We start from the raw sequence: 24935 nt of genomic DNA on the forward strand, positions 1-24935 counted from the left end.
CGCCTTTTTTGTTTTTATAAAAATCCTCATCTAAAAAAATTATTAAAATTAATTGCGCAGCCAAAAAGTTGCTTATATTTGCAACTGATTAGTTGCGTAAATTACATTCAAAAATGAAACGAGATATTTTTCAGGCTATTGCCGATCCTACACGAAGAGCGATTTTAGTTTTAATTTCTGCCAATGCATTAACGCCAAATGCCATTGCAGAACAATTTAATACGACCAGACAAGCCGTATCGAAACATATCAAAATTTTAAATGAATGTGAATTACTCGATGAAAAAAAAGTGGGCAGAGAAATTTATTATCAGCTCAAAATCGATAAAATGAAAGAAGTGGATCAATGGCTCGAACAATTCAAAAAAATCTGGGAAAGCCGTTTCAGCCAGCTTGATCAAGTATTAATAAATCTAAAATCTAAAGAAAATGAAATCTAACCTGTTAATGAATTTTACTGTAGACAAAGAAAATAAGACTGTAAATATCAAACGTGAGTTTGATGCCTCACTTTCAAACGTTTGGTCAGCATGGACAGAACCTGAAATTTTAGATCAATGGTGGGCACCGGCTCCGTTTAAATCTAAAACAACAATTATGGAATTTAAAGAAGGTGGACGCAGATTGTATGCTATGGTTGGACCGGACGGCGAAGAACGCTGGAGTTGTTTTGACTATACTTCGATTTCTCCCAAAACAAACTTTAAACATTCTACCACTTTTTGCGATGCCGAAGGAAATCCAAACTCCATTTTTGGTAGTTCGTATTGGGATTTAACGTTTTCTGAAAAAGGTGATTTGACAGTTGTTGATATTGCAATTAGACGAGACAGCTTTGAAGAATTAGAAAAAATAATCGAAATGGGTTTCAAAGAAGGAATTACAGCAACTATGCAAAGTTTAGATAAAATCTTTGAATCCAGAAAATAAAACAGTTTCAATAAAGTAATAATGAATTTAAAATCCAGAGAATTATGAAATCAAATCTTTTAATGAATTTTACTGTAGACAAAGAAAATAGTACTGTAAATGTAAAACGTGAGTTTAGTGCATCATTAGAAAACGTTTGGTCTGCATGGACAGAACCTGAAATTTTAGATCAATGGTGGGCACCTGCTCCGTGGAAATCCAAAACAAAAAGCATGGATTTTAAAGAAGGCGGACGCAGAATATATGCTATGATTGGCCCGCAAGGCGAAGAACATTGGGCTATTGCCGATTTTACTTCTATCAGCCCGAAAACAAATTTTAAATATCTGGATGCTTTTAGCGACAGCGAAGGAAATTTAAATACTGATTTTCCGAGATCAGATTGGAATGTAAATTTTTCTCAAGAAGGAAATTCAACTATTGTTGATATTGCCATTAAACATGAAAATTTATCCGATTTGGAAAAAATTATCGAAATGGGTTTCAAAGAAGGATTTACAATTGCAATGGAAGGTTTAGACAAAATTTTTGCTAAAAAAGCAAAATAAATAAGACTGAATGATATAAAAAGACGAAAGCAGCAGAAAATAAATTGTAACTTTCGTCTTTTTACAAATCATTTTTACTTCTATAATGAACAAGTTTTTTACCCTCACTTTTTTATTTCTTTTCTCAACATTTATTTTTAGCCAAAGCAGCAAACCTAAAACCACAGAAACGACCAAACCTTTTATTTTAGGCGTTATAGATGAAATACAATCTAAGGAATTAGGCGAAAACAGAATCTTAAACATTTATCTTCCTGAAGGCTATAACCCAAAAGATCAGGAAAAATATCCAGTAATTTATCTATTGGATGGTTCTGCTGATGAAGATTTTATTCATATTTCGGGCTTAGTGCAGTTTAATAGTTTTGAATGGATCAATCAGGTTCCAAAATCGATTGTGGTAGGTATTGCGACTGTAGACAGAAAAAGGGATTTTACTTTCCCTACATCTATTGAAAAGGATAAAAAAAAATATCCAACAACTGGGCATTCAGATAAATTTATAGCTTTTATCGAAAAAGAATTACAGCCTTTTATTAATAAAAAATACAAAACAACCACTTCTAAAACCATTATAGGCCAGTCTTTGGGCGGATTACTGGAAACCGAAATCTTATTTAAAAAACCTTCCCTTTTTAATAAATACGTAATTGTAAGTCCAAGTTTATGGTGGGACAATGGTTCTATTTTAAATCTGGATTCTGAGATTTTTCAGGAGAACTTTAAACAACCCGCTGAAATTTACATTGCTGTAGGTAAAGAAGGTCTTACGCCAACCGAAGTCCCTAGAGTTATGGAAGTGGATGCTAATGTATTGGCCGAAAAAATAAAAGCTTCAAAAAGCAAAAACATCAAAGTTTATTTTGATTATTTCCCTGCAGAAAATCATGGTACGATTTTGCATCCGGCGGTTTCGAATTCTTTTAAATTCTTTTATCCTCAAACAAAAGAATAAATGAGTACAGAAGAAAACAAATTAGATAATCCGGTTTGGAATTCGTTGCATGAAAGTCACGAAAAATACGCTCTAGATTATAACGGAACCCAATTTTATAATCCTGATTATTGTCCGTTTGGAGGGTTTTCAGAATATGAAAGTACTTTAAAATCCGCAGATGAATATGCTTCGTTATGCGAAAATTTCTTTATTGTTGGCGAAAAACCTAAAATTTCAGATACTTTAAAAATCAATAAAGAACTAGTTTGTCTGCAAATGATCATTCATAAAAAACCTCAAATAAACTTTGACAGCGAAATCATTAAATTAACCGAGGAACACAGCGAAGAATTGGTAAATTTGGTGAATTTGGTTCAGCCCGAATATTTTAAAAGCAAGACCTTTTCATTAGGCAGTTATTACGGAATTTTTAATAATGGAAAATTAGTTTCTATTGCCGGCGAAAGAATGAATATGAACAACTTTACAGAAGTCAGCGCCATAATTACACATCCGGATAATACCGGAAAAGGTTACGCCAAACAATTGACTTCGCACGTTGTAAATACTATTTTTGATGAAGGTAAAATTCCGTTTTTGCATGTTGTTGAAACCAATATGGGCGCAATAAAACTGTATGAAAAACTTGGATTTATAACCCGAAGAAAAATGAGTTTTTGGAATATTTCTAAAAAGTTGTAAAGCAATAAAATTCAAAATAAATTTCAATCAGTATTTTTCAATGAAAATCAATATATTATAATTAAAAAATGAAATTTCCAACTACAGCAGACGATCTAAAGAATGAGATTTTTGAATCGGTTGACAAAATAAACCAAGTTGGAGATTTACGCATTCGCCAGTTAATTCGAATTTTACCCAAGATTAATGATCAAATAATTATTGAAAGTGTTCTCCAGATTTTTGAGAATGAAAATAGAATTGATTCTGTTTATACGGATCAAAAATATGCCGGAATAATTTTGAAAAAGTTAAATCCAAAAACAGAACAAAGTGCAGTTTTAATCCTTAGCAGAACATTAAAAAATTGGAACAAAAGTGTAACAGAATTCCCCCAATGGCTGAAAAGTAATTATGGAATTGAAAATCTTAAATATGTATTTTCTGAATTTGAAAAAAATAATTTAACTACTTTAGAATCAGAAAATTTAAAAACAATGAAATGGTTTTTAGAAATTGAATCTTAAAATTAATATTCTTAATTTAATTAAAATTTTTGATCATGACACCAAATAAACAAACTGTAAACGAATATATGGCCGCTTTTATGGTAAGCGATCATGAAAGAATTCTTGCCTGCCTTACTGAGGATGTAGTTTGGGAAATGCCCGGAATTTATCAGCACGTGGGTAAAGAAGCTTTTGACAAGGAAATTGAAAATGACAATTTTGTTGGAAATCCAACCATTCAGATTATTAAATTGATTGAAGAAAATGACATTGTGATTGCCGAAGGTGCCGTTCAGGGAAACATGAAAAACGGCAATAAACTGGATGCCGTTTTTTGTGATGTTTTTGAAATGCAAAATGGAAAAATCAAAAAACTTACCTCCTATTTAATGTCTAAAAATGCCAATTTAAAATTTGAATAGTTTGACATTAAAATCTTAAAAAATATTTTTTATATCTTTGCATTACTAAATAAACTGCACAAACTCTATGTGAATAAAAATTTCTTTCGGACAATTTTAAGGTAAGCTGCTAAACGGCTTGCTCATTTGTTTATTCCTTAAAGAAAGAAATTATGGTTATTTTACAGAATATCTCATACATACATTCAAACAAAGATTTATTGTTTGACAAAATCACTTTTATAGTTAATCATCACGAAAAGATTGCTTTAATTGGCAATAACGGCGTTGGTAAATCGACATTGTTAAAAATTATTGCAGGAGAATTACAACCTGCCGACGGATTTTTAAAAACCGACTCCAAACCTTATTATCTGCCGCAGATATTCGGGCAATTTAATCATCTTACCATTGCACAAGCTTTGCAGGTTGAAGTCAAACTGAATGCGCTTCAGGAAATTCTTAACGGAAATGTTTCCGAACAAAACCTCAACGCTTTAAACGACGACTGGACAATTGAAGAACGTTGTAATGAAGCATTGCAATATTGGCAATTGCAGGATTTAAGTTTAAATCAGAAATTAGCAACATTAAGCGGCGGGCAAAAAACAAAAGTTTTCCTGGCCGGAATTTCAATTCATCAGCCTGATCTTGTTTTACTTGATGAACCGAGTAATCATTTGGATATTTCGGGAAGAAGCATATTATACAATTTTATAAAAAGTACTTCTTCAACTTTGATAATTGTAAGTCATGATCGAAAATTATTAAACTTATTAAATTCGGTTTACGAATTATCTAAATATGGAATTACAGTTTATGGCGGAAATTATGATTTTTACACTGAACAAAAACTAATAGAAAACAATGCTTTGAGTCAGGATATTCAAAGTAAAGAAAAGGCTTTGCGAAAAGCGAAAGAAAAAGAACGCGAAACTCTCGAACGGCAAAACAAACTGGATTCCCGCGGTGAAAAGAAACAAAAGAAAGCCGGAGTTTCCAGAATTATGATGAATACTTTACGCAATAGTGCCGAAAACAGTACCGCTAAAACAAAAGGTGTTCATGCTGAAAAAATTGGCGGAATATCAAAAGAATTACAAGAATTACGATCGTCTTTACCGGATATTGACCAAATGAAATTTGGTTTTGACAAAACGGATTTGCACAAAGGAAAAACACTTTTTACAGCGGCTGAAATTAATCATAGTTACGAAGATCTATTCTTATGGAAAAAACCGCTTAGTTTTCAAATTCTGAGCGGCCAGCGTTTGGCCTTGAAAGGTTTAAATGGTTCAGGAAAAACCACTTTGATTAAAATAATTATGGGCGAATTACAACCCAAAACCGGAAGTATATACAAAGCCGATTCGAAAATTATTTATATCGATCAGGATTATTCGCTTATTGAAAATGAAATTTCAGTTTATGAACAGGCTCAAAAATTTAATGTTTCCGGCTTACAGGAACATGATATAAAAATGAAACTGAACAAGTTTTTGTTTTCTCAAAATGACTGGAATAAACCTTGTCTTGCTTTAAGCGGAGGAGAAAAAATGCGTTTAATGCTTTGTTGTTTAACGATTAATAATCAAGCGCCTGATATCATTATTCTAGATGAACCTACAAATAATCTTGATATCCAAAACATCGAAATCCTGACTGTGGCAATTAATGAATATACAGGAACTTTAATTGTGGTTTCGCATGATGTTCATTTTTTAGAGGAAATTCATATTCAGGATTTTATTGAACTTTCTTGAAACAGCTGTATTAATCCATAATATACTTTTTTTTTGCGGCCGAAAACAGACCAAATAATTTCTGCCGCGAAAAAAAATGTTATTTTAAAAACTCTGTTATTTTAAATATGAAAACCATTTTTCTTCCATAGATTTTTCTATATCAATATCATGATAATTGGCAAATAATAAAATTTGTCCTAGAACATCAGCCAGTTCATGCGAAATATTGTTTTTTAATTCTTCTTTCGTTAGATTTCTATTTCTTCCCCGAAGCGTATACGAAAGATAATTTTGCGTTAATTCTCCAATCTCTTCATGTAGTTTTAAAATGTACCAATCTTCGTCTCTTTTTATTTTACAGTTTTTTTCATATTGATCCGAGACCATCAGAACTTTTTTTGTCAATTCCTTTAAATCCATTAGTTTTTATTTTTTAATCTTTATTTGTTTAGCAATAAAAAATCAATCATCCAAGCCATCCCTCACGATCCAGGCTTCGATATTGAATCGCTTCGGCAATGTGGTGTGAAATTACATTTTCAGAATTATCTAAATCGGCAATCGTGCGTGATACTTTCAAAATCCTATCGTAAGCTCTTGCCGAAAGATTTAACCGTTCCATGGCGTTTTTCAATAATTCTTTCGATTGTTCATCTAAAGCACAAAACTCTCGGATAAGTTTACTGCTCATTTGTGCATTGTAATGAATATTTTCTATGTCTTCAAAACGCTTGGTTTGAATTTCACGTGCTGCCGTTACACGTTTACGGATTTCTACACTACTTTCAGCTTTGCGGTCATCTGCTAATTTATCAAACGGAACCGGTGTAACTTCAATATGAATGTCAATTCTATCCAAAAGCGGACCCGAAATTTTACTCATATAACGCTGCATTTCGTGCGGAGAAGAAGTATTGGGCATACTTGGATCATTAAAAAATCCACTCGGACTTGGATTCATGCTTGCCACCAACATAAATGAAGACGGATACGTCACCGTAAATTTAGCTCTCGAAATTGTAACTTCTCTATCTTCTAAAGGCTGACGCATTACTTCTAAAACATCTCGTTTAAATTCCGGAAGTTCATCCAAAAACAAAACACCATTATGTGCCATCGATATTTCTCCCGGCTGCGGATAACTTCCTCCTCCAACAAGCGCAACATTCGAAATTGTATGATGCGGACTTCTAAAAGGCCTTTGATTCATTAAACCAACTTCTTTTAATTTTCCGGCAACACTATGAATTTTAGTAGTTTCAAGTGCTTCACGCAGCGTCATGGGAGGTAAAATACTTGGAACTCGTTTTGCCAGCATTGTTTTTCCGGCTCCCGGCGGACCAATTAAAATAATATTATGTCCTCCGGCTGCAGCAATTTCCATACAGCGTTTTATGCTTTCCTGTCCGCGAACGTCTGAAAAATCAAATTCAGGGAAATCCAGGTTTTTATAGAATTCGGTGCGAGTATCGATCACAGTTGGCTGCAATGTTCCTTTTCCAGCAAAAAAATCGATTATTTCCTGCACATTAGAAACACCGTAAACATCTAAACCAGCCACAATTGCTGCTTCTTTTACGTTTTGAATTGGCAGAAAAAAACCTTTATATCCTTCTTCTTTTGCTTTTATGGCAATAGGCAATGCACCGCGAATGGGCTGTAAACTTCCATCAAGAGAAAGTTCGCCCATAATAATATACTGCTCAATTTCCGGAGCTTTTATCTGGTCTGAACCAACTAAAATTCCCATTGCCAAAGTTAAATCATACGAAGAACCTTCTTTTCGAAGATCAGCCGGAGCCATATTGATTGTTATTTTTTTTCCGGGCAGACTGAAACCATTATTTTTAAGTGCTGCAGCAATTCTGTAACTGCTTTCTTTTATTGCATTATCTGGAAGTCCAACTAAATGATAACCAATTCCTTTATCCATATGAACCTCAACTGTAATTGTTGTGGCTTCAACCCCAAAAACAGCACTTCCGTAAACTTTTACTAACATAAATTAATCTTAATTGAAAAAGTAAAAGTATTTAATTATGTAGAAAAAAATACTATTTTTGTAAATATTTTATTACTTTTTAAAATTTAGATTTATAGTTATGAAAGAAGTCGAAAAAATAAAAGATAAGCTTTCAAAAAAGGCAACTGAATTTATTACTGGGGGATTTAAACCAACAAATTCAATGACAGAAAGTTGGATTGGAAGGGTTTATCTATATGATGAAAATGAAGAAATTCCTTCGGATAGTAATGGAAATTTAATGTTTCCTTTGTTTCAATTATGCTTTAATCAATTACCTTTTACTCCAGAAATTTTAAAGGATACCAAAATTATTACAGTTTTTATATCTCAAGATTTCCCAATAGATTTAACTCCAAATAAAAATAATTGGGTTTTACGTGAATATAAAAACTCAGATAATATCGTGTTTAAGAATTTAAAAAATGATTCTTCATTTATAAAACCATTTCCTTTATCAAATAAATTTGTAGAAGAAGATTATCCCGTTTGGGAAGATTCAGAAATACCAGATGACGTATTTGATAAAATTAATGAACTCGAAGATTCAGGAGAAATTGATTCTTATTACGATTTTTTCGAAAATATTGATGGACACAAAATTGGAGGCTATGCAAGTTATTGCCAATCTGGAATATATTTTGGTGAAGATTATGAGTTTGTTTTTCAAATCGCTTCTGATGAAAAGGCAAATCTTAACATAATTGATAGTGGTAATTTCTATTTCGCAAAAAATAGAAAAACTGGAGAATGGGTTTATTATATTGATTTTTATTAAATTATAAAATCGGATTAAACAAAACTTAATCCGATTTGTGTTTTAATTTCTTCCACAATCTTACTTAAATCCAAGCTATTTTGATGAGACCAAAGTTTGCTTTCAATCTGGTTATTTCGAATACAATTTTGACATTCTATAATTTCATGAGAATATCCTTTTCCTAAAGTCGGCAAACTGATCACAGCCTCCTTTTCTTCATTTATAAATAAAGAATATCCATCAGCGACAAACCAAGGTGCATTTAATTCTATTCGTCCTTTTGTACCTCCAATAACCGCTTTCATATCCGATTCTGAAACAATAGATGCATGCAAAACCGATTGTGCCGACTCATATTGTAAAATCATAGAAGTCTGCAAATCTATATCGTTTTTATGTTTAATGGCTTTTGCAATAATCTCTTTGGGATTTCCTAATAGAACATAGGATAAAAATAATGGATAAACACCAATGTCAAAAAGTGCTCCACCTCCTAATTCTTTATCAAAAAGTCTTTTATTTTCAGTTTCACTTCCGTGAAAGGCAAAATCGGCTTTTATATAATTTACGTTTCCAATTATTCCATTATTAATTTTCTCTAACACATCCTGAACCGACGGAATAAATCGTGTCCAGAAAGCTTCCATAAAAAACGTATTATGTTTTCGAGAAGCTTCAAACATACGTTCGGCATCTTTATGCGAAAGAGCAATTGGTTTTTCGCATAAAACATGTTTTCCATTTTCTAAAGCCTTTATAGAAAGTTCTGCATGCGAATCGTGCGGTGTTGCAATATATACGATATCTACTTCTGCATCTGCAAAAAGGGACTCATAAGAATTATAGGCTTTTGCAGCATTATATTGCTGTGCAAATTCTTCTGCTTTAGCAATATCCCGAGAAGCTGCGGCGGTTAATACGGCATCTTCAACTAATAATAGATCTGTTGCAAATTGATTGGCGATGTTCCCTAAACCAATAATTCCCCATTTTATTTTTTGATTCTTCATTCTTATATTTTAATTATAAAAAATGTTAAAAACACTAAATATACTTTACCAATTAAAGATAATTAGATGTTTTTAAATAACAAACAACAAGTTTAACTCAAAAAAGTGTATTAAAAAAATAGGAAAATTATACAATTTGCAAAATAAGAGAAAAAAAATGCTGCTAAAATGTAAATTTTAAGTCTGTTTTAACAAATAGACTCAAATTTAAGGGGGTTAAATTTTAAAATTAACAAAAATAAAGGATTAGACTCTATTTTTTTAGGGGGTATTAAATCATTTTATACTTTTATCAAAAATTTTAAAACTAAATAACTATGCGAAAAATTATTTTAAGTGTGATTCTTATCACTATTTTGGTACTAACCTTTATATCAAATTTCATCATCGCCGATAACCCAATTCCGGCAGAAGCTGTAAAGTTTGATACCGGAGATACAGCCTGGATGATCGTTGCAACTGCTTTTGTATTGTTAATGACTCCAGGATTAGGATTTTTCTACGGAGGAATGGTAGGTAAGAAAAACGTTATCAGTACTATGCTTCAAAGTTTTATGGCAATGGTAATTGTTACAATTTTATGGGTTGTTGTTGCTTTCGGATTAGCTTTTGGTCCTACAATTGGAGGAATCATTGGAAATCCATCTACTAATTTATTCTTTGAAGGAGTGGGAACCAACACTGCTTGGAGCCTTGCACCGACGATTCCATTTATGTTATTCGCGTTATTTCAGGCCAAATTTGCCATCATTACTCCTGCTTTAATTACAGGTGCTTTTGCAGAACGTGTGCGTTTCTGGGCTTATTTGTTATTCATGGTTTTATTTATATTATTGATATATGCTCCATTAGCCCACATGACTTGGCATCCTGATGGAGTTTTCTTTAAAATGGGAGTTCTTGACTTCGCTGGTGGAACTGTAGTACACATGAGCGCTGGATGGGCTGCATTGGCCGGAGCAATTTTCTTAGGAAAAAGAAAAATTCAAAAAGTTAACCCTGCGAGAATTACTTATGTATTACTTGGAACAGGTTTACTTTGGTTCGGATGGTTTGGTTTCAATGCAGGATCTGCATTAGGAGCAAATGGTTTAGCTGTACAAGCTTTGGGAACAACTACTGTTGCTGCGGCTGCGGCTGCAATGGCCTGGGTTTTCCTTGACAAAATTTTGGGTCATAAATTATCTGCACTTGGCGCTTGTATCGGAGCTGTTGTAGGTTTAGTTGCAATAACTCCTGCTGCCGGTTTCGTAAGTATTCCTCACGCTATCTTCATTGGTTTATTCTCTGCAATTGTAAGTAACTTGGTAGTAAGCAAATTTCCTAAAGGAAAAATTGATGATGCTCTGGATGTATTTGCTTGTCATGGTGTTGGTGGTATGGTAGGGATGTTATTAACTGGAGTTTTCGCTTCAAAAGCTATTAACCCTGCTGTTGGAGATAACCAAGGTTTAATTTTTGGAACTCCAACTTTATTCATCAATCAGTTAACTGCTTTAGTTATTGTATCCATCTTTGCTTTTGCAGCTTCTTATGCTTTATTCTTTATCGTAAATAAAATTACTCCTCTACGAGTTACAGAAGAAAAAGAAGAGTTAGGACTTGACATTTCTCAACACGGAGAGTTCTTATAAAAATTAATTTTCCCTTTTTCCCTTAAATAAAAAAGCACTCTAAGTTTAACTTAGAGTGTTTTTTGCTTTGAATTAAAATCAAACCTTATTTATTATTTTGATTAAAGTGAAAGGGAACCAATGAATGAGAAAAAATACCCAAGACCTAATATGCATAATAAGATAATTATTATCCAGGATTTAAAAATTTCAGCCTTTGTAATCGATTCATCATCTCCTTTTTCCCTACGAGTCTTCGCATTATCGCTGCTAGCTAAATACCATAAAAACGCAGCTAAAACAAATGCCCCACTTATTATTAAATCTAAAAAAACAGAAAATTTCATTTTTTATTTAAAATTCGAAATTCCTTCTTTTAGCCATTTTAAATATTCATCAGCACTTACATAACTAATTGTTGGTTTAGAAGTATGTAGATTATTTCCTTCTAAGTCTGTAATAACATATAAAGGCTGTGTATTGGTTTTATATTTGGAAATCATGAAATCTGTCCATTTATCACCAACTGTAATGATTTTATCTCCTGATTCTGTAACAAATTGTTCTTCTTTAGGAAGATCACGTTTATCATCAACATAAAGAGAAATCAAAACCACATCATTCTTTAGAATTGGTAAAATCGCTGGTTCAGACCAAACATTGTTTTCCATTTTTCTACAGTTTACGCAGGCGTAACCTGTAAAATCAAGCATAATAGGTTTCTTGATTTCTTTAGCGTAAGCTAATCCGTCTTCGTAATCGTGAAAAACCATAATTCCATGCGGGCCTAATTCAGCGCCTTCCGGAAGTCCTTTTATGGATTCTGAAGAAACAGCACCATTACCAGAGCCACCTACTCCAAACGGACTTTCGCTGTATTGCGGCGGCGGCGGAAATGCGCTGATTAATTTCAACGGCGCTCCCCAAAGTCCAGGAATTAAATACATTGTAAACACTAAAGTAAGCAATCCTAAATACAATCTGCCAACCGAAATATGATGAGTTGGACTATCATGCGGCAATGTAATTTTTCCGAATAAATATAAAGTCAAAGCACCAAAAATAGCAATCCAGATTGCGATAAAAACCTCTCTTTCTAAGAAATGTAATTGAAGAACTAAATCAGCATTAGATAAAAATTTAAATGCCAAAGCTAATTCTAAAAACCCTAAAACCACTTTTACGGTATTTAACCATCCGCCAGATTTTGGCAATGAATTTAACCAGCCCGGGAACATGGCAAATAACATAAACGGAAGTGCTAATGCTAATGAAAAACCAAGCATTCCAACTACCGGAGCAATTCCTCCGTTTGAAGCCGCTTCAACCAATAAAGTTCCAACAATTGGTCCTGTACAGGAAAATGATACAATTGCCAAAGCCAAAGCCATAAATAATATTCCTATTAATCCGCCTTTATCAGCCTGCTGATCAGCTTTATTTGCCCATGAATTTGGAAGCATAATTTCAAAAGCACCCAAAAATGAAGTAGCAAAAATGATTAAGATTACAAAGAAAATCAAGTTAAACCAAACATCTGTAGACAATGCATTTAAGGCATCGGCACCAAATACTTTAGTAACAATAAGACCTAAAATCACATAAATTGCAATGATGGAAAGCCCGTAAATAACAGCATTTCTAATTCCTTTTGCACGGCTTTTACTTTGTTTCGTAAAGAAACTAACCGTCATAGGAATCATTGGGAAAACGCAAGGAGTCAACAAAGCTGCAAATCCAGATAAAAATGCAATAAAAAAGATCGACCACAAACTTCTTGCAGGTGCAGGAGCCGGAACATCTTCTTTAACTTCATTTTCAGCTTTTACGGATTGATCTTTAGTTCCTGCTGTTTCTTTTTTAAGAGTATCAACTGCTAAACCAGCCGTTTTTGTTTCGTCTAATTTCGCTTCTGTTATAACCGGAACTTCATCTATTTTGAAAGTTGAAGGAACAGAAATCGAAAATTTCTTGCTTGAATTGATACAAACTTCTTTACAAACCTGAAAATCAAAATCAACATCAACCGTTTTTAGATTCGGGTTTATAATTTTTATTTCCTGTTCGATATGCGCTTTTCCTTCAAAAAAGGTTTCATCTACACCAAAGACATCGTTGTAGGCTGTTTTTGTTTTTCCTTCTTTGGCTTTTCCAACCAATTCGTAATTCCCTTTTTGATTTTTAAATAAAATTTCCAGCGCAAGTGGTCCGCCTTCGGGTGTAAATTGCGAATACATGTGCCAGTCTTTTTCAATCGTCCCATCGAAAATTAAGACTGCGTTTTTCCCTTTTTTTTCAATTTTAGAAGTCCATTTTACCGGCTCTAAAATTTGGGAATTTCCTGCCAGAGTAAAAAAGAATAAAAGTAAAAAGGCGGTTATTTTATTCCAGATACTTCTTGTGAGTATCACTTGATGGTTTCGATTAATATTCATTATTGCAATTCTATTTTAAGTATTTTATTTGTGGTATTTTTAATTCTAAAACGTTCGTCCTGCCTTATCCCAACAACCCAGACTATTTGATTATCAGATGATAAAATCCATGTTTTTTCTTTTTCGATCAATGATAGTTTTTCATCTTTAAAAAGTTTGCTCACTTTTTTAGATTTCCCATTCATTCCAAAAGGCTGAAAAACATCCCCTTCATTCCATTTACGTAAAATCAAAGGAAACCGGATTTTTTCGGCGTCCACAAATATAGCTCTATTTGAATCTATAGTTATGTGACCTACGTTACAAAGTGTCATTTTTAAGGGAAAATTAACTTCTGTATCGTTTTCATGAATTTGAAATTCTTCTTTTTCTGATGTTTCTGAAACTGGGCTCAAAATCAAAATTTCCCGATTCTTTAACAATCTGAATTCTTCCGAAAAAATTTGTTTTCCTGATTGACCTTCAACCAATTCATAAATATCTTTCCATGCCGAAAAACCAAACTCATTCAGCCATTGATACAAATAGGATTTATAGTTGGGAAGTTTTTTAAGCTGATTTAAATCGAAATGAATATCATCTCCGGCTTCTTTCGCCACCTGCTGATAAATCATAATTGACGCGTCTTCAACCATTTCTTTTGATTCCTGAAGATAGGATTGCGTTTTTTGAAAAGCAGTCAAAAAATTCGGATTGATTTCTTTTAAAATCGGAACTAAATTGTGGCGAATTTTATTTCGCAGATATTTGTTAGAGGCATTACTGCTGTCTTCGCGCCATTCGATTTTATTATCTTCGGCATATTTCAAAATTTCTTCTCTTGAAAATGGCAAAAGCGGCCGAATAATTTTATCGTTTTCTTCTGGAATTCCTGTTAAACCGTCTAATCCGGTTCCGCGGGTTAAATTAATGATAAAGGTTTCTAAGTTATCATCTGCATGATGCGCCGTTAAAATGTAATCGAAGTTTTTTTCTTCTAAAAGTTCGTAAAACCAACTGTAACGAAGTTCCCTTGCCGCAACCTGGGTTGATAATTTATAGTCTTTTGCGAAAGCTTCGGTATCAAATTGTGTTATAAAAACGGGAATATTATTTTTATCGCAATACTCCTGAATAAAATTCTGATCTCCAAAACTTTCTAAACCGCGAAGCTGGAAATTGCAATGTAAAACAGCAATTTCATATGGTAATTGTTTTAGCAAATGCAGTAAAACCATACTATCTAAGCCCCCGCTAACAGCAAGAAAAAGCTTTTTCTGGGCTAAAAATGGAAATCTGGACGTAATATGGTTTTCGAATTTTGAAAGCATCTGATAAAAGTAACAAATTAAATTTTATCTATTTTTAAATGAAATGTTAAGCAATGTTTTTTTTGTTTGCCATGAATTACACTTTTACGAATTATTTTTAAAATCATTTTAATACTTTGAGCTGTGGCTATATTTTTCACCTCAAATTGAAGAAAAAAATTAATGGAAATTAGTGTAATTCGCGGCAAACCTTTTTACTGTAAAACCTCGTGCATTGCCTTAGCTTTCAATAAACATTCTTCGTATTCTTTTTCTGGGATTGAAAGTGATGTTATAGCGCTCCCAACAGAAAACGAGACGTATTTTTTATCCTGATTGTATAATATACTGCGAATTACGACATTGAAATCAAAATCACCTTCGGGCGTAAAATATCCTACGGCGCCACTGTATAAACCTCTTTTGGTTTCTTCCAGATTTTCGATGATTTTCATAACCGAAATCTTTGGCGCACCCGTCATACTTCCCATTGGAAAAGTTGTTTTTAAAACATCGATGAGCGAATATTGAGCATCTAATTTTGATGTAATGGTCGAAATCATTTGATGAACCTGCAGAAAAGAATAGATTTTGCAAAGTTCTGTAACTTCAACTGAACCTTTTTGTGCGGTATGTGATAAATCATTCCGAACTAAATCTGTAATCATGATATTCTCAGCACGCTCTTTTGTATCAGATTCTAAATATTCTTTTGATTTTTGATCTTCCTCTGGATCTAAAAAACGTTTGGATGTTCCTTTTATGGGCTGCGAAATAATTTTATCTTCTATTTTTTTTAAATAACGTTCCGGAGAAGCCGATAACAAATATTGCTTGTGATTTTTAAAGAAAATAGAAAACGGAGCTTGTGAAATCTCATTCAGCTTCTTAAATTTTTCCAGCGGATTAATCTCGGCATTTTCAGCAAAAAATTCCATACAGAAGTTGGCTTCGTACATATCTCCTATATGAATATGTTCCAGCATTTTATTTACTTTTTGTATATATAAATCTCTAGAAATACGTTGTTCAATCTTTATAGATTCTGCACTTTCGACTTTCAACTTGTGACTTTTGACTATTTCAATAAAATCATCTTCCATTTCATCATCACAAAGCAATAAATACTGAATTTCAAGCTGATTCCCTTTTAAGGCAAATATTTTTTTTGGCTGGAAGAAGAATAAATCCGGAAAATCCAATCCGTCAAAATTATTTGATTTTAAATCTTCAACATCATTTTTTAAATCATAAGATAAGTAACCAAACAACCAGTCTTTAGTAGTTTGCTGATATTGTTTTAGATCTTCAAAAGCATTCTGAAAATCGGTTTTTAAAGACGTAAAAGCATCAACAGCGAGCAAAAAATCAAAACTTGAATATTCCTGCGGATAGGAATTACTGTCTAAAAAAATGACTTCTCGAAATTGCTGTGCCCAGTTTAAAAGCTGTTGTTTAAACTGCTCCGGATTGGAAATAGGTTTGGTAATAGAAACTCTCAAAAATGAATAGATTTTTAAATTACAAAATTACAACAAAAAAAATCTAATGTTTAAAAATTCTTGGCACGCTTTTTAATACTTCGAACTTGTATTAATACACGTGCATTTAACAATCAAAAACTTAACAATTTAAAACTTTTATGAAAACACTTCTAAAATTAAGCTTTATAAACTTCTTAGTAATCTTTTTGCTTTTCTCTTGTAAAAAAGCTGACAGCACTTCATCGGCAGAAATAAAAACAGAAGCTTCAGCTGCTACAGATGCAAGCGGTTCTGAAACTGAAGGACCGCAACAGCAGCTGCAAATTCAGGCAGGTCAAATTACCGCAGGAGAATGGAATGATTTAAATAATTGGGCGTTCTGGGAATCATTAAATGAAAATTCTGAATTTTCAGAAATGAGTACTTATTGGAATTACAACTTAAGGGACAGAATCTCTGTAAATATAAAATCTGGTTCAGAAAACGTAATTGACATTCCTGTATCGTTACTTAATTCAAAAAATGAAATCGTTTGGATTTCAAGAACCAATAACAAAGGAAATGCTGAATTATGGCCTCTTCTGAAAAACTCAAAAAATTCAGAATCAAAAAATTTAAAAGTAAAGATTGGGAATGAGACATTTGAAAACATTCAAAATTATAACAAATTAAAAAACAATAATTTATCTCTTAAAAATTATAGCAAAAGAAATCATGAAACCATAATTGATGTTGCGTTTATGGTTGATGCTACGGGCTCAATGGGAGATGAGATAGATTATTTAAAAGAAGAACTATCAGATGTTATCTCAAAAGTAAAAGAGCAAAACCAAAATGCAAAAATAAACACAGGTGCTGTGTTTTATAGAGATCAAAACGAGGAATATGTAACTAAAGTTTCTGATTTTTCATCTAATATCAACACTACTGTCAGTTTTATAAAAGAGCAGTCTGCTGCTGGAGGAGGCGATTTTCCAGAAGCTGTTGAAACTGCCCTGGATAAATCAATTAATTCTTTACAATGGTCAGGAAATGCAACTTCAAGAATACTTTTTCTAGTACTAGACGCACCGCCTCATTATGATGAACAAATTGTATCTCAAATTCATACATTAGTTGAAACGGCAAGTAAAAAAGGAATCAAAATTATTCCTATTACCGCTAGCGGCATTGACAAAGAAACTGAATTTTTAATGCGCTATATGGCAATTGCTACTAATGGCACTTATGTATTCATTACTAATGACAGCGGTATTGGTAATGATCATATTGCGGCATCTGTAGGAGATTATCAGGTAGAGTATTTAAATAAACTGATGGAAAGACTAATAAATGAAAGTTTAGAGTAAAAACAGGACTAAAGACACATTAGCAAAAATTAAATAAAACTGTTAAAAACCAATATTTTAGTAAGAAAAAAATCATTATATTTGATATAGCATTTACACTAATCCCAAAATAGAATATTATTGATTATTAAATTCTCAATAAAATGACACTGAAAATAGATTTGCATTTTATTTGAAGAAGTATTGATTTGCATTTTCAGCACACTAATTATATCATTTTAACCTATCAAATTCTAAGTATTATGAAAATTGCTACTATTATTGTCCGCGTTTTGATCGGCCTTTTACTGCTGTTTGCTTCTATTTCGTTCTTTTTTAAACTTGCGCCGGAACCAGAAACAACAGGTAATTTTAAGGCTTTTAATATGGGTTTAGTTGCTTCAACTTATTTGCTTCCCCTTGCAAAAACAGTTGAATTGCTTTGTGGTCTTTCATTTGTAACGGGTCGTTTTGTGACTCTGGCAAATATTCTGATTTTACCAATTACTATCAATATCTTATTTATCAATTATTTTTTAGCGCCGGAAGGCCTTCCAATTGCCATATTACTTTTTCTGGCTAATTTATTCTTGATTTATAGATATTGGGATAATTATAAAACTGTCTTTACGCCTTAATTATATATCGTATAAAACAAACAAACCCGACATTTAGAATGCCGGGTTTTTTATTTAGTTTGATTTGTCGTGTTTTACCCAAACCAAATCTGATATATTGTAGCCAATATCCTGAGCTTTGATCAGAAAATCTGCTTTAATGCTTTCCGGCATTGTAGTTTCTCTCGAGAGTATCCACATATACTTCAGGCTTTCACCTGCCACAAGTGCGTACTTATAATCTGGATCTACGGCAATAACATTGTATCCGGAATAAAAAGGACCAAAAAATGAGACCTTAAGCATACCAACATTGTCCTTTTTGACAAGCTTGGCTTTCCCGATGCTCTCCTCCCATTTGTCTTTTTTGACATTATAGCCCTTATTATCAACTTTTATGGTGCCGTTTTCATTCAAAGAATATTCGGCAGTAACATTATCTAGATTTTTTTCCCATTTATAGTCTAATCTGGCAATTTCATACCATTTACCAAGATACTTTGCTTTGTCAAAATTAGTGACTGCAGCTGCATTTTTGGGAATCGTTGAACCGCAAGAATAAAGTACCAATGCAATTCCTGCTCCTAATAAAACCGGAGCTATATATTTATTTTTCATGATGTAATCTTTTTATTATCATAAAGATAACATCATAATTACACATCTAATTTACAAAATTTTTCTTTGATTTTATATTTTTCACGTATTTAAATTTGCGTCCAAATAAAAACCCGTCTCGTTAAAAAACGAGACGGGTCTTAAAATATAATTTTACGTAAATATTATACGTGTATCGCTCTATTTTCTGTTGCTGCCAATGCTGCTTCTTTTACCGCTTCCGCGAAAGTTGGATGCGCATGGCTCATTCTTGAAATATCTTCAGCAGAAGCTTTAAATTCCATTGCAGTAACCGCCTCAGCAATTAAATCGGCTGTACGTGCTCCAATCATGTGAACTCCTAAAACCTCATCTGTTTTTTCGTCAGCAAGAATTTTTACAAAACCGTCTAAGTCAGCACTTGCTCTTGCACGTCCTAACGCTTTGAAAGGGAAACTTCCAGATTTGTAAGCAACTCCTGCCGCTTTTAATTGCTCTTCTGTTTGTCCAACTGCAGCAACTTCCGGCCAAGTGTACACTACACCAGGAATTAAGTTGTAATCAATATGTGGTTTTTGACCCGCTAAGATTTCAGCAACCATTGTTCCTTCTTCCTCTGCTTTGTGAGCTAACATCGCACCGCGAACAACGTCACCAATTGCGTAAATATTTGGAACATTAGTTTGTAAATGGTCGTTTACTTCAACTTGTCCTCTGTCTGAAATTTTTACTCCGGCTTTGTCAGCATTCAATCCGTCTGTGTAAGGACGACGACCAACAGAAACTAATGAATAATCTCCTTCAAGAGTAATTGTTTCTCCTTTTGCATTTTCAGCCTGAACTGTAACAGCATCGCCGTTTCTTTCAACTGATTTTACTTTGTGAGAAACGTAGAATTTCATTCCTTGTTTTTTCAATACTTTAGTCAATTCTTTAGAAAGAGAACCGTCCATTCCAGGAATGATTCTGTCCATGAATTCAACTACAGAAACCTGAGCACCTAAACGAAGGTAAACTTGTCCAAGCTCGATTCCGATAACTCCTCCACCAATAATTACCAAGTGTTTTGGAACTTCTTTTAAAGCTAAAGCTTCAGTAGAAGTGATGATTCTCTCTTTATCAATTTTGATGAATGGTAAAGAAGATGGTTTTGATCCTGTAGCAATTACAGTATATTTTGCTTCGATAGTTTCAGATGTTCCGTCAGCTTTTGCAACTTCGATGTGAGTTGCGTCTACGAATGAACCTAAACCATTGAAAACAGTAATTTTATTTTTATCCATTAAGTAGTTAATTCCACCAACGGTTTGATCTACAACGGCTTGCTTGCGCGCGATCATTTTCTCTAAATTGATTTTTACATCTCCAGAAACTTCGATTCCGTGATCTGCAAAATGAGCAATTTCAGCATAATGATGAGAAGAAGATAATAATGCTTTTGAAGGAATACAACCTACGTTAAGGCAAGTTCCGCCTAATGAATTATATTTTTCTACAATTGCAGTTTTAAAACCTAATTGTGCGCAACGAATTGCTGATACATATCCTCCAGGACCTGAACCTATAATGACTACGTCAAATGAACTCATAGTATTTTGTTTTTATTTTAGCGGTTACAAAATTAATGAATAAAGTTTTGTTTAAAGTTTAATTTTCAATGTTTTTTGTGTGAAATTTTGGATTGGGGTTTTCTGCCACAAAGGCTCAAAGACACAAAGTTTTTTTGTTTTTTTATCTTGCAATCGGGAGCACAGCTGCAAAGTGTCTACGTAAGCTTGTCATCCTGAGAAACGAAGGATCACACTAGAAGTTCCACATGCAAAACTGCTCTGCGTCTATACAAAAAAACCTTTGAACCTTTGTCACTCTGAACCTTTGTTCCTCCTGCCTAAGGTTTTCTTTCTGGATTTCTAGAAGTGTGAAATACAGAATAAATTACTATTTCGGTTCCAATAATCTCATATATAATAACAAATGGAAATTTAACCAAAGTCATTTCTCTATAATCTGGTTGTTTTTTAATTTCGAATAATTCTGGATTTGTTTTTAAAACTTGGAGATAAGATTTTAAATAAGTTAGAAATTGCTTCCCTAAACCTTTACTTCTGCTTTCGTAAAACGCAATAGATTCATCAATTTCTTTTTCTGCTAATGGTAAAATTCTAATTTTAAAAACCATATTTTGCATTCAAACGTTTCTCTGCTTCTTCCCAAGAGCTTGCCTCTACTTCTCCAGACAAATATTTTTCTCTTTCTTCAGCAACTAAGTTGTAATGCGAATCTGGAATAACTGACTCTTTTTCATCATGATTTATGGCATCAAAAACGCTTTCTAAAATCTCTAATTTTGAATCGTCGTCTATGAATTTTCCAAAATCTTTGATAAGCTTGCGTCTTAATTCTTTCGTTTCCATTTTGTTTGTATTTAAACTCAAATTTAAGATTTATAATGATTCAATTATGTTAAAAAAATTTTCTGCCACAAAGGCTCGAAGACACAAAGTTTATTTGTTTTTTATCTCGCAATCCCAATAGCTATCTGGAGCAGAGTCGCAAAGTGTCTACGCAAGCTTGTCATCCTGAGGAACGAAGGATCACACTAGAATCTCCTCATGCAAAATCGCCAATCTTTGTAGAGTTACGCATGTGATCCTTCGTTCCTCAGGATGACAAACTGGACGTTAGACGCACTGCAGTGCGTGTCTACATGAAAACCTTTGAACCTTTGCCACTCTGCAACTTTGAACCTTCCTAAAAAGAAATCACTGTCGAGTTCTTCACTTCGCTAATCATAAACATGCTTTGCGTGCTTCCAATATGTTGTAAACTCGTAAGTTTCGTTACTAAAAATTCTCTGTAAGCTTCCATATCTTTTACTAAGACTTTTAAAATATAATCGTAGTCGCCGCTTACGTGATGGCATTCTAAAACTTCATTTAGTTTTATGACTTCGCTTTCGAATTTGGTTAAAAATTCTTTGGTATGCTGAATCAATTTTAGATGGCAAAAAACTACAAAACCTTTTTCAATTTTAGATTTATCTACTAACGCTGCGTAGTTTTTTATTATGCCTTCGCGCTCGAGCTTTTTGATTCTTTCATAAACCGCAGTTACCGAAAGATTGAGTTTTAAAGACAATTCTTTGTTTGTTTTTTTACTATCGGTTTGCAGTAAAACCAGGAGTTTTTTATCGATTTCGTCTAGAGTCATTTTTAGTTGATGGTTTTTGGTTGATGGTTGATGGTTGATAGTTTATCACAGAAGAAAGAAAATCTATTCAACTGTGTTTCTTAGATCAAATTTAGATTAAAAATCATAATAAAAACATATTAATAGTTTTAAAATCTAATTTTTCATTTTATAGTTGATTAATTTTCTAATTAGACCTTATTTTGAACAGAATTTCTTTTGAAAATGAGAGTCCTAGCCCTGATAGAAGCGACATCCTTTTATGGTGGGGTTCACCATAAAAGATACAGCGGATAGCAGGAAACTGCTCCAAATTATTCAACTGAAAAATCTCCACTATAAGAACTTGAAACTTGAAACAAAACAAAAACTAACTATATGAAAGACTTTAACCCAGCAGATAAAATTCAGGATTTGCAATACTTTGGTGAATTTGGCGGCGTGAATCCGTCGATTTCTGATTCTTCGACTTATACTTTTCTTTCGGCAAAAACTATGTTTGACACTTTTGAAGGAAATATGGAAGGCTGTTATTTGTATTCGCGCCATTCGTCGCCAAGTAATTTGTATTTGGATCAGGCTTTGGCAGCGATGGAAGTAACAGAAACGGCAAATGTTTCGGCTTCTGGAATGGGAGCGATTACACCTACTCTATTACAGCTTTGCGGTGCGGGCGATCACATTGTTTCTAGCCGAACTATTTATGGCGGCACTTATGCTTTCCTGAAAAACTTTACTCCAAGATTCGGAATCGAAACGAGCTTTGTTGACATTACAAAACTGGATGTTGTAGAAGCTGCAATTACACCAAATACGAAAGTTTTGTATTGTGAAACGGTTAGTAATCCGCTTTTGGAAGTGGCTGATATTACTGGTCTGGCTAAGATTGCTAAAAAGCATAATTTAAAATTGGTTGTCGACAATACGTTTTCACCTTTATCGGTTTCTCCTGCAAAATTGGGTGCTGATATCGTGATTCACAGTTTAACGAAATACATTAACGGAAGCAGCGACACAGTTGGCGGCGTGACTTGTGCCTCGAAAGAATTTATTAACGCTTTGAAAAATGTAAATTCTGGTGCGAGCATGCTTTTGGGGCCAACAATGGATAGTTTGCGTTCGGCAAGTGTGATGAAAAATCTTCGTACGCTTCATATCCGAATTAAGCAGCACAGTCATAATGCACATTTTCTGGCCGATCAATTTGAAAAAGATGGTTTAAAAACGGTTTATCCGGGATTAAAAAGTCATCCAAGTCATGAATTGTATAAAACGATGATTAATCCGGAATATGGTTTTGGCGGAATGCTGACAATTGATGTTGGAACTTTAGAGAAAGCAAATGAATTAATGGAGTTGATGCAAGCCAGAAATTTAGGTTATCTGGCAGTAAGTTTAGGTTTTTACAAAACATTATTCAGCGCGCCCGGAACTTCGACTTCAAGTGAGATTCCGTTGGAAGAACAAAAGGAAATGGGATTAACGGATGGTTTGATTCGTTTTTCGATTGGCTTGGATAATGATATTGATCGTACTTACGAAATGATGAAGGCTTGCATGACAGAACTTGGTATTTTAAATTCCGCAAAGATTGGCAAAGAGGTTTTCTCAGAGATTCGCTAAAGTTTTTTTCTCACGCAGATTTGGCTGATTATGCCGATTTTTTTATAGAAAAAGCCGTTCTGAATACTATCTGAACGGCTTTTTATAATTTATCTGGGTTCGTAATGTCTGAATGTCTGCCAGTATTTGTCTTTATATATTTCGTAACTTATATCGAAAGATCGACTGTGTTTTTTAATTAACTGGTCTGCTGTTTTTGACGGTTTTCTAAAGTCTTTGCAGGCAAAAAAGATTTCTCTTTTGTTGTTTACTGTTTCTCTTCCAAGATTTAAATAACCATCTGAATCTTTAAGATGCGATACAACTTCATCTTCTATTTCGTTTAATAACTGATAAGTGTCTTTATCTGGCATTCCGTTATTATTATCACTTCCATCAAATGGAATTGTGATAATAAAGATCCAGGGATGCGATGCTTTTTGATCCCAGCTTAAAAGATCAGTATTCATTAATCCTATGACAACCCCTCCATCTTTTGTATTTGACTCGAAACCTGAATAGTTATCATTTTCTGTATTATGCCTTGTTCCGTCGTATTTTTCAACAAATTCTTTTTCTCTCCAAATCAGATAATCTTTTAATTTTTCAATTGGAATTAATTCTTCAGAAGTGTCATTTGGTCCCACTACCTTCATATTATCGATTAAAGTCAAAGAATTTAATTCTCCCAAATAGTTATCCAAAAAGATATAAACACCATTCACTATTCTTCCTTTATTTTCTTCCACGAAATCATCGTACACAACTGTTAAATCTATTTCATCAGGATAATCTTCGTGTGTATTTGGACAAAATTTTAAATTATCTTTATTGAACTTAAAACCTTCATAATCAATACCAATATTTTGAATATCTGATGAAGGTTTTAGTGCAGTAATTTTCCAGCCTTTAATTTGAGGAGCCGCGTTTACCAATTCTTCAATTGCATAAATATTTCTGATCGCTCCATCTGGCGTTAGGATCAATTCAACTGTATCATCATCAAACATTCCTGTTAGGAAATAAATTCCGTTATGAACTTCATCCAGTTTTGGTGCCAGCTTTTCAAGAAAACCTTGATGTATGTTTTGTCTGCTTTTTACGACTTTAAAAAAATCTTTTTCATTTTGTAAAAACCAATTCCAAAAATCAGCATTAGATTGTATTGGAGCTTCTTTTTTGCCCAATATTTTATCCAGAAAACCCATATATTATATATTAATTTTAATTTTTTAAT

General features: G+C 33.2%; 26 protein-coding genes. 13 read left to right on the forward strand and 13 right to left on the reverse strand.

Annotation, left to right across the window (positions count from 1 at the left end):
* Positions 1-113: 113 nt before the first annotated feature.
* From L1276_RS12225 to L1276_RS12260, 8 genes are all read left to right on the forward strand, one after another.
* Positions 114-440, forward strand: a complete 327-nt coding sequence (locus L1276_RS12225; protein WP_253788167.1) for a helix-turn-helix transcriptional regulator — start codon at positions 114-116, stop codon at positions 438-440.
* Positions 430-930 (forward strand): SRPBCC domain-containing protein, encoded by a 501-nt coding sequence (locus L1276_RS12230; protein WP_253788169.1) that lies wholly within the window; start codon positions 430-432, stop codon positions 928-930. Before L1276_RS12225 ends, L1276_RS12230 begins: the two co-directional genes overlap by 11 nt.
* A gap of 44 nt (positions 931-974) precedes the next feature.
* Positions 975-1478: an SRPBCC domain-containing protein gene (locus L1276_RS12235; protein WP_253788171.1), complete on the forward strand. Its 504-nt coding sequence runs from the start codon at positions 975-977 to the stop codon at positions 1476-1478.
* Positions 1479-1563: 85 nt separating this feature from the next.
* Entirely contained in the window at positions 1564-2433 is an 870-nt protein-coding gene (locus L1276_RS12240; RefSeq protein WP_253788173.1) for an alpha/beta hydrolase, read from the forward strand.
* The gene (locus tag L1276_RS12245) at positions 2434-3117 is read left to right on the forward strand and encodes a GNAT family N-acetyltransferase (RefSeq protein ID WP_253788175.1); all 684 of its coding nucleotides are present in this window, start codon (positions 2434-2436) and stop codon (positions 3115-3117) included.
* Positions 3118-3185: 68 nt separating this feature from the next.
* Entirely contained in the window at positions 3186-3623 is a 438-nt protein-coding gene (locus L1276_RS12250) for a hypothetical protein (RefSeq protein WP_253788178.1), read from the forward strand.
* Between the two features lie 35 nt (positions 3624-3658).
* Positions 3659-4027 carry a nuclear transport factor 2 family protein gene (locus tag L1276_RS12255; RefSeq protein ID WP_253788180.1) on the forward strand — a complete coding sequence of 123 codons (369 nt, stop codon included), beginning with the start codon at positions 3659-3661 and terminating at the stop codon, positions 4025-4027.
* Between the two features lie 152 nt (positions 4028-4179).
* A complete protein-coding gene (locus L1276_RS12260) occupies positions 4180-5769 on the forward strand; it encodes an ABC-F family ATP-binding cassette domain-containing protein (RefSeq protein ID WP_253788182.1) in 1590 nt (529 codons plus the stop codon).
* Between the two features lie 96 nt (positions 5770-5865).
* Here the strand turns inward: L1276_RS12260 and L1276_RS12265 are convergent, their stop codons facing one another.
* A complete protein-coding gene (locus L1276_RS12265; RefSeq protein WP_253788184.1) occupies positions 5866-6171 on the reverse strand; it encodes a MazG nucleotide pyrophosphohydrolase domain-containing protein in 306 nt (101 codons plus the stop codon).
* Between the two features lie 46 nt (positions 6172-6217).
* The gene (locus L1276_RS12270) at positions 6218-7753 is read right to left on the reverse strand and encodes a YifB family Mg chelatase-like AAA ATPase (protein WP_253788187.1); all 1536 of its coding nucleotides are present in this window, start codon (positions 7751-7753) and stop codon (positions 6218-6220) included.
* Positions 7754-7853: 100 nt separating this feature from the next.
* Here L1276_RS12270 and L1276_RS12275 point away from each other — a divergent pair, with 100 nt between their 5' ends.
* Positions 7854-8552: a DUF1963 domain-containing protein gene (locus L1276_RS12275; RefSeq protein WP_253788189.1), complete on the forward strand. Its 699-nt coding sequence runs from the start codon at positions 7854-7856 to the stop codon at positions 8550-8552.
* Between the two features lie 14 nt (positions 8553-8566).
* Here L1276_RS12275 and L1276_RS12280 read toward each other — a convergent pair whose 3' ends face one another.
* Positions 8567-9544 carry a Gfo/Idh/MocA family protein gene (locus tag L1276_RS12280; protein ID WP_253788191.1) on the reverse strand — a complete coding sequence of 326 codons (978 nt, stop codon included), beginning with the start codon at positions 9542-9544 and terminating at the stop codon, positions 8567-8569.
* A gap of 317 nt (positions 9545-9861) precedes the next feature.
* On the opposite strand from L1276_RS12280, the gene L1276_RS12285 reads away from it, so the two are divergent.
* A complete protein-coding gene (locus L1276_RS12285) occupies positions 9862-11178 on the forward strand; it encodes an ammonium transporter (protein ID WP_253788193.1) in 1317 nt (438 codons plus the stop codon).
* 101 nt (positions 11179-11279) lie between these two features.
* Here the strand turns inward: L1276_RS12285 and L1276_RS12290 are convergent, their stop codons facing one another.
* From L1276_RS12290 to L1276_RS12305, 4 genes are all read right to left on the reverse strand, one after another.
* Complete coding sequence (locus L1276_RS12290; RefSeq protein ID WP_253788194.1) at positions 11280-11504, reverse strand: hypothetical protein; 225 nt, start codon at positions 11502-11504, stop codon at positions 11280-11282.
* 3 nt (positions 11505-11507) lie between these two features.
* A complete protein-coding gene (locus L1276_RS12295; RefSeq protein WP_253788196.1) occupies positions 11508-13592 on the reverse strand; it encodes a protein-disulfide reductase DsbD in 2085 nt (694 codons plus the stop codon).
* Positions 13592-14902: a tRNA lysidine(34) synthetase TilS gene (gene tilS / locus L1276_RS12300; RefSeq protein WP_253788198.1), complete on the reverse strand. Its 1311-nt coding sequence runs from the start codon at positions 14900-14902 to the stop codon at positions 13592-13594. Before tilS ends, L1276_RS12295 begins: the two co-directional genes overlap by 1 nt.
* Before the next feature lie 194 nt (positions 14903-15096).
* A complete protein-coding gene (locus tag L1276_RS12305) occupies positions 15097-16383 on the reverse strand; it encodes an anthranilate synthase component I family protein (RefSeq protein WP_253788199.1) in 1287 nt (428 codons plus the stop codon).
* Positions 16384-16523: 140 nt separating this feature from the next.
* On the opposite strand from L1276_RS12305, the gene L1276_RS12310 reads away from it, so the two are divergent.
* Together L1276_RS12310 and L1276_RS12315 are read left to right on the forward strand one after the other, a co-directional pair.
* Complete coding sequence (locus L1276_RS12310; RefSeq protein WP_253788200.1) at positions 16524-17714, forward strand: VWA domain-containing protein; 1191 nt, start codon at positions 16524-16526, stop codon at positions 17712-17714.
* Positions 17715-17956: 242 nt separating this feature from the next.
* Positions 17957-18331: a DoxX family membrane protein gene (locus L1276_RS12315; protein ID WP_253788201.1), complete on the forward strand. Its 375-nt coding sequence runs from the start codon at positions 17957-17959 to the stop codon at positions 18329-18331.
* 54 nt (positions 18332-18385) lie between these two features.
* Here the strand turns inward: L1276_RS12315 and L1276_RS12320 are convergent, their stop codons facing one another.
* From L1276_RS12320 to L1276_RS12340, 5 genes are all read right to left on the reverse strand, one after another.
* Positions 18386-18928 carry a lipocalin family protein gene (locus L1276_RS12320; RefSeq protein WP_253788202.1) on the reverse strand — a complete coding sequence of 181 codons (543 nt, stop codon included), beginning with the start codon at positions 18926-18928 and terminating at the stop codon, positions 18386-18388.
* A 164-nt stretch (positions 18929-19092) separates the two neighbouring features.
* The gene (lpdA, locus tag L1276_RS12325; protein WP_253788203.1) at positions 19093-20496 is read right to left on the reverse strand and encodes a dihydrolipoyl dehydrogenase; all 1404 of its coding nucleotides are present in this window, start codon (positions 20494-20496) and stop codon (positions 19093-19095) included.
* A gap of 299 nt (positions 20497-20795) precedes the next feature.
* The gene (locus L1276_RS12330) at positions 20796-21086 is read right to left on the reverse strand and encodes a type II toxin-antitoxin system RelE/ParE family toxin (RefSeq protein ID WP_253788204.1); all 291 of its coding nucleotides are present in this window, start codon (positions 21084-21086) and stop codon (positions 20796-20798) included.
* The gene (locus L1276_RS12335) at positions 21076-21321 is read right to left on the reverse strand and encodes a hypothetical protein (protein ID WP_253788205.1); all 246 of its coding nucleotides are present in this window, start codon (positions 21319-21321) and stop codon (positions 21076-21078) included. The genes L1276_RS12330 and L1276_RS12335 overlap by 11 nt, the downstream gene beginning before the upstream one ends.
* A 337-nt stretch (positions 21322-21658) precedes the next feature.
* Positions 21659-22117, reverse strand: coding sequence for an Lrp/AsnC family transcriptional regulator (locus L1276_RS12340; protein ID WP_053471104.1), 459 nt, complete (start codon positions 22115-22117; stop codon positions 21659-21661).
* 357 nt (positions 22118-22474) lie between these two features.
* Between L1276_RS12340 and L1276_RS12345 the strand changes: the two genes are divergently transcribed.
* A complete protein-coding gene (locus L1276_RS12345) occupies positions 22475-23719 on the forward strand; it encodes an aminotransferase class I/II-fold pyridoxal phosphate-dependent enzyme (RefSeq protein WP_253788206.1) in 1245 nt (414 codons plus the stop codon).
* Between the two features lie 89 nt (positions 23720-23808).
* Here L1276_RS12345 and L1276_RS12350 read toward each other — a convergent pair whose 3' ends face one another.
* Positions 23809-24906: a DUF695 domain-containing protein gene (locus L1276_RS12350; RefSeq protein ID WP_253788207.1), complete on the reverse strand. Its 1098-nt coding sequence runs from the start codon at positions 24904-24906 to the stop codon at positions 23809-23811.
* Positions 24907-24935 lie beyond the last annotated feature (29 nt).

The sequence above is a fragment of the Flavobacterium sp. HSC-32F16 genome, assembly GCF_024171645.1.
Taxonomy (GTDB): domain Bacteria; phylum Bacteroidota; class Bacteroidia; order Flavobacteriales; family Flavobacteriaceae; genus Flavobacterium.

Excerpts from the sequence above, each read along its gene's own strand:
- L1276_RS12225 (WP_253788167.1), top strand. The coding sequence starts at position 114 with ATGAAACGAGATATTTTTCAGGCTATTGCCGATCCTACACGAAGAGCG.
- L1276_RS12230 (WP_253788169.1), top strand. The coding sequence starts at position 430 with ATGAAATCTAACCTGTTAATGAATTTTACTGTAGACAAAGAAAATAAG.
- L1276_RS12235 (WP_253788171.1), top strand. The coding sequence starts at position 975 with ATGAAATCAAATCTTTTAATGAATTTTACTGTAGACAAAGAAAATAGT.
- L1276_RS12240 (WP_253788173.1), top strand. The coding sequence starts at position 1,564 with ATGAACAAGTTTTTTACCCTCACTTTTTTATTTCTTTTCTCAACATTT.
- L1276_RS12245 (WP_253788175.1), top strand. The coding sequence starts at position 2,434 with ATGAGTACAGAAGAAAACAAATTAGATAATCCGGTTTGGAATTCGTTG.
- L1276_RS12250 (WP_253788178.1), top strand. The coding sequence starts at position 3,186 with ATGAAATTTCCAACTACAGCAGACGATCTAAAGAATGAGATTTTTGAA.
- L1276_RS12255 (WP_253788180.1), top strand. The coding sequence starts at position 3,659 with ATGACACCAAATAAACAAACTGTAAACGAATATATGGCCGCTTTTATG.
- L1276_RS12260 (WP_253788182.1), top strand. The coding sequence starts at position 4,180 with ATGGTTATTTTACAGAATATCTCATACATACATTCAAACAAAGATTTA.
- L1276_RS12265 (WP_253788184.1), bottom strand. The coding sequence starts at position 6,171 with ATGGATTTAAAGGAATTGACAAAAAAAGTTCTGATGGTCTCGGATCAA.
- L1276_RS12270 (WP_253788187.1), bottom strand. The coding sequence starts at position 7,753 with ATGTTAGTAAAAGTTTACGGAAGTGCTGTTTTTGGGGTTGAAGCCACA.
- L1276_RS12275 (WP_253788189.1), top strand. The coding sequence starts at position 7,854 with ATGAAAGAAGTCGAAAAAATAAAAGATAAGCTTTCAAAAAAGGCAACT.
- L1276_RS12280 (WP_253788191.1), bottom strand. The coding sequence starts at position 9,544 with ATGAAGAATCAAAAAATAAAATGGGGAATTATTGGTTTAGGGAACATC.
- L1276_RS12285 (WP_253788193.1), top strand. The coding sequence starts at position 9,862 with ATGCGAAAAATTATTTTAAGTGTGATTCTTATCACTATTTTGGTACTA.
- L1276_RS12290 (WP_253788194.1), bottom strand. The coding sequence starts at position 11,504 with ATGAAATTTTCTGTTTTTTTAGATTTAATAATAAGTGGGGCATTTGTT.
- L1276_RS12295 (WP_253788196.1), bottom strand. The coding sequence starts at position 13,592 with ATGAATATTAATCGAAACCATCAAGTGATACTCACAAGAAGTATCTGG.
- tilS (WP_253788198.1), bottom strand. The coding sequence starts at position 14,902 with ATGCTTTCAAAATTCGAAAACCATATTACGTCCAGATTTCCATTTTTA.
- L1276_RS12310 (WP_253788200.1), top strand. The coding sequence starts at position 16,524 with ATGAAAACACTTCTAAAATTAAGCTTTATAAACTTCTTAGTAATCTTT.
- L1276_RS12315 (WP_253788201.1), top strand. The coding sequence starts at position 17,957 with ATGAAAATTGCTACTATTATTGTCCGCGTTTTGATCGGCCTTTTACTG.
- L1276_RS12320 (WP_253788202.1), bottom strand. The coding sequence starts at position 18,928 with ATGAAAAATAAATATATAGCTCCGGTTTTATTAGGAGCAGGAATTGCA.
- lpdA (WP_253788203.1), bottom strand. The coding sequence starts at position 20,496 with ATGAGTTCATTTGACGTAGTCATTATAGGTTCAGGTCCTGGAGGATAT.
- L1276_RS12330 (WP_253788204.1), bottom strand. The coding sequence starts at position 21,086 with ATGGTTTTTAAAATTAGAATTTTACCATTAGCAGAAAAAGAAATTGAT.
- L1276_RS12335 (WP_253788205.1), bottom strand. The coding sequence starts at position 21,321 with ATGGAAACGAAAGAATTAAGACGCAAGCTTATCAAAGATTTTGGAAAA.
- L1276_RS12340 (WP_053471104.1), bottom strand. The coding sequence starts at position 22,117 with ATGACTCTAGACGAAATCGATAAAAAACTCCTGGTTTTACTGCAAACC.
- L1276_RS12345 (WP_253788206.1), top strand. The coding sequence starts at position 22,475 with ATGAAAGACTTTAACCCAGCAGATAAAATTCAGGATTTGCAATACTTT.
- L1276_RS12350 (WP_253788207.1), bottom strand. The coding sequence starts at position 24,906 with ATGGGTTTTCTGGATAAAATATTGGGCAAAAAAGAAGCTCCAATACAA.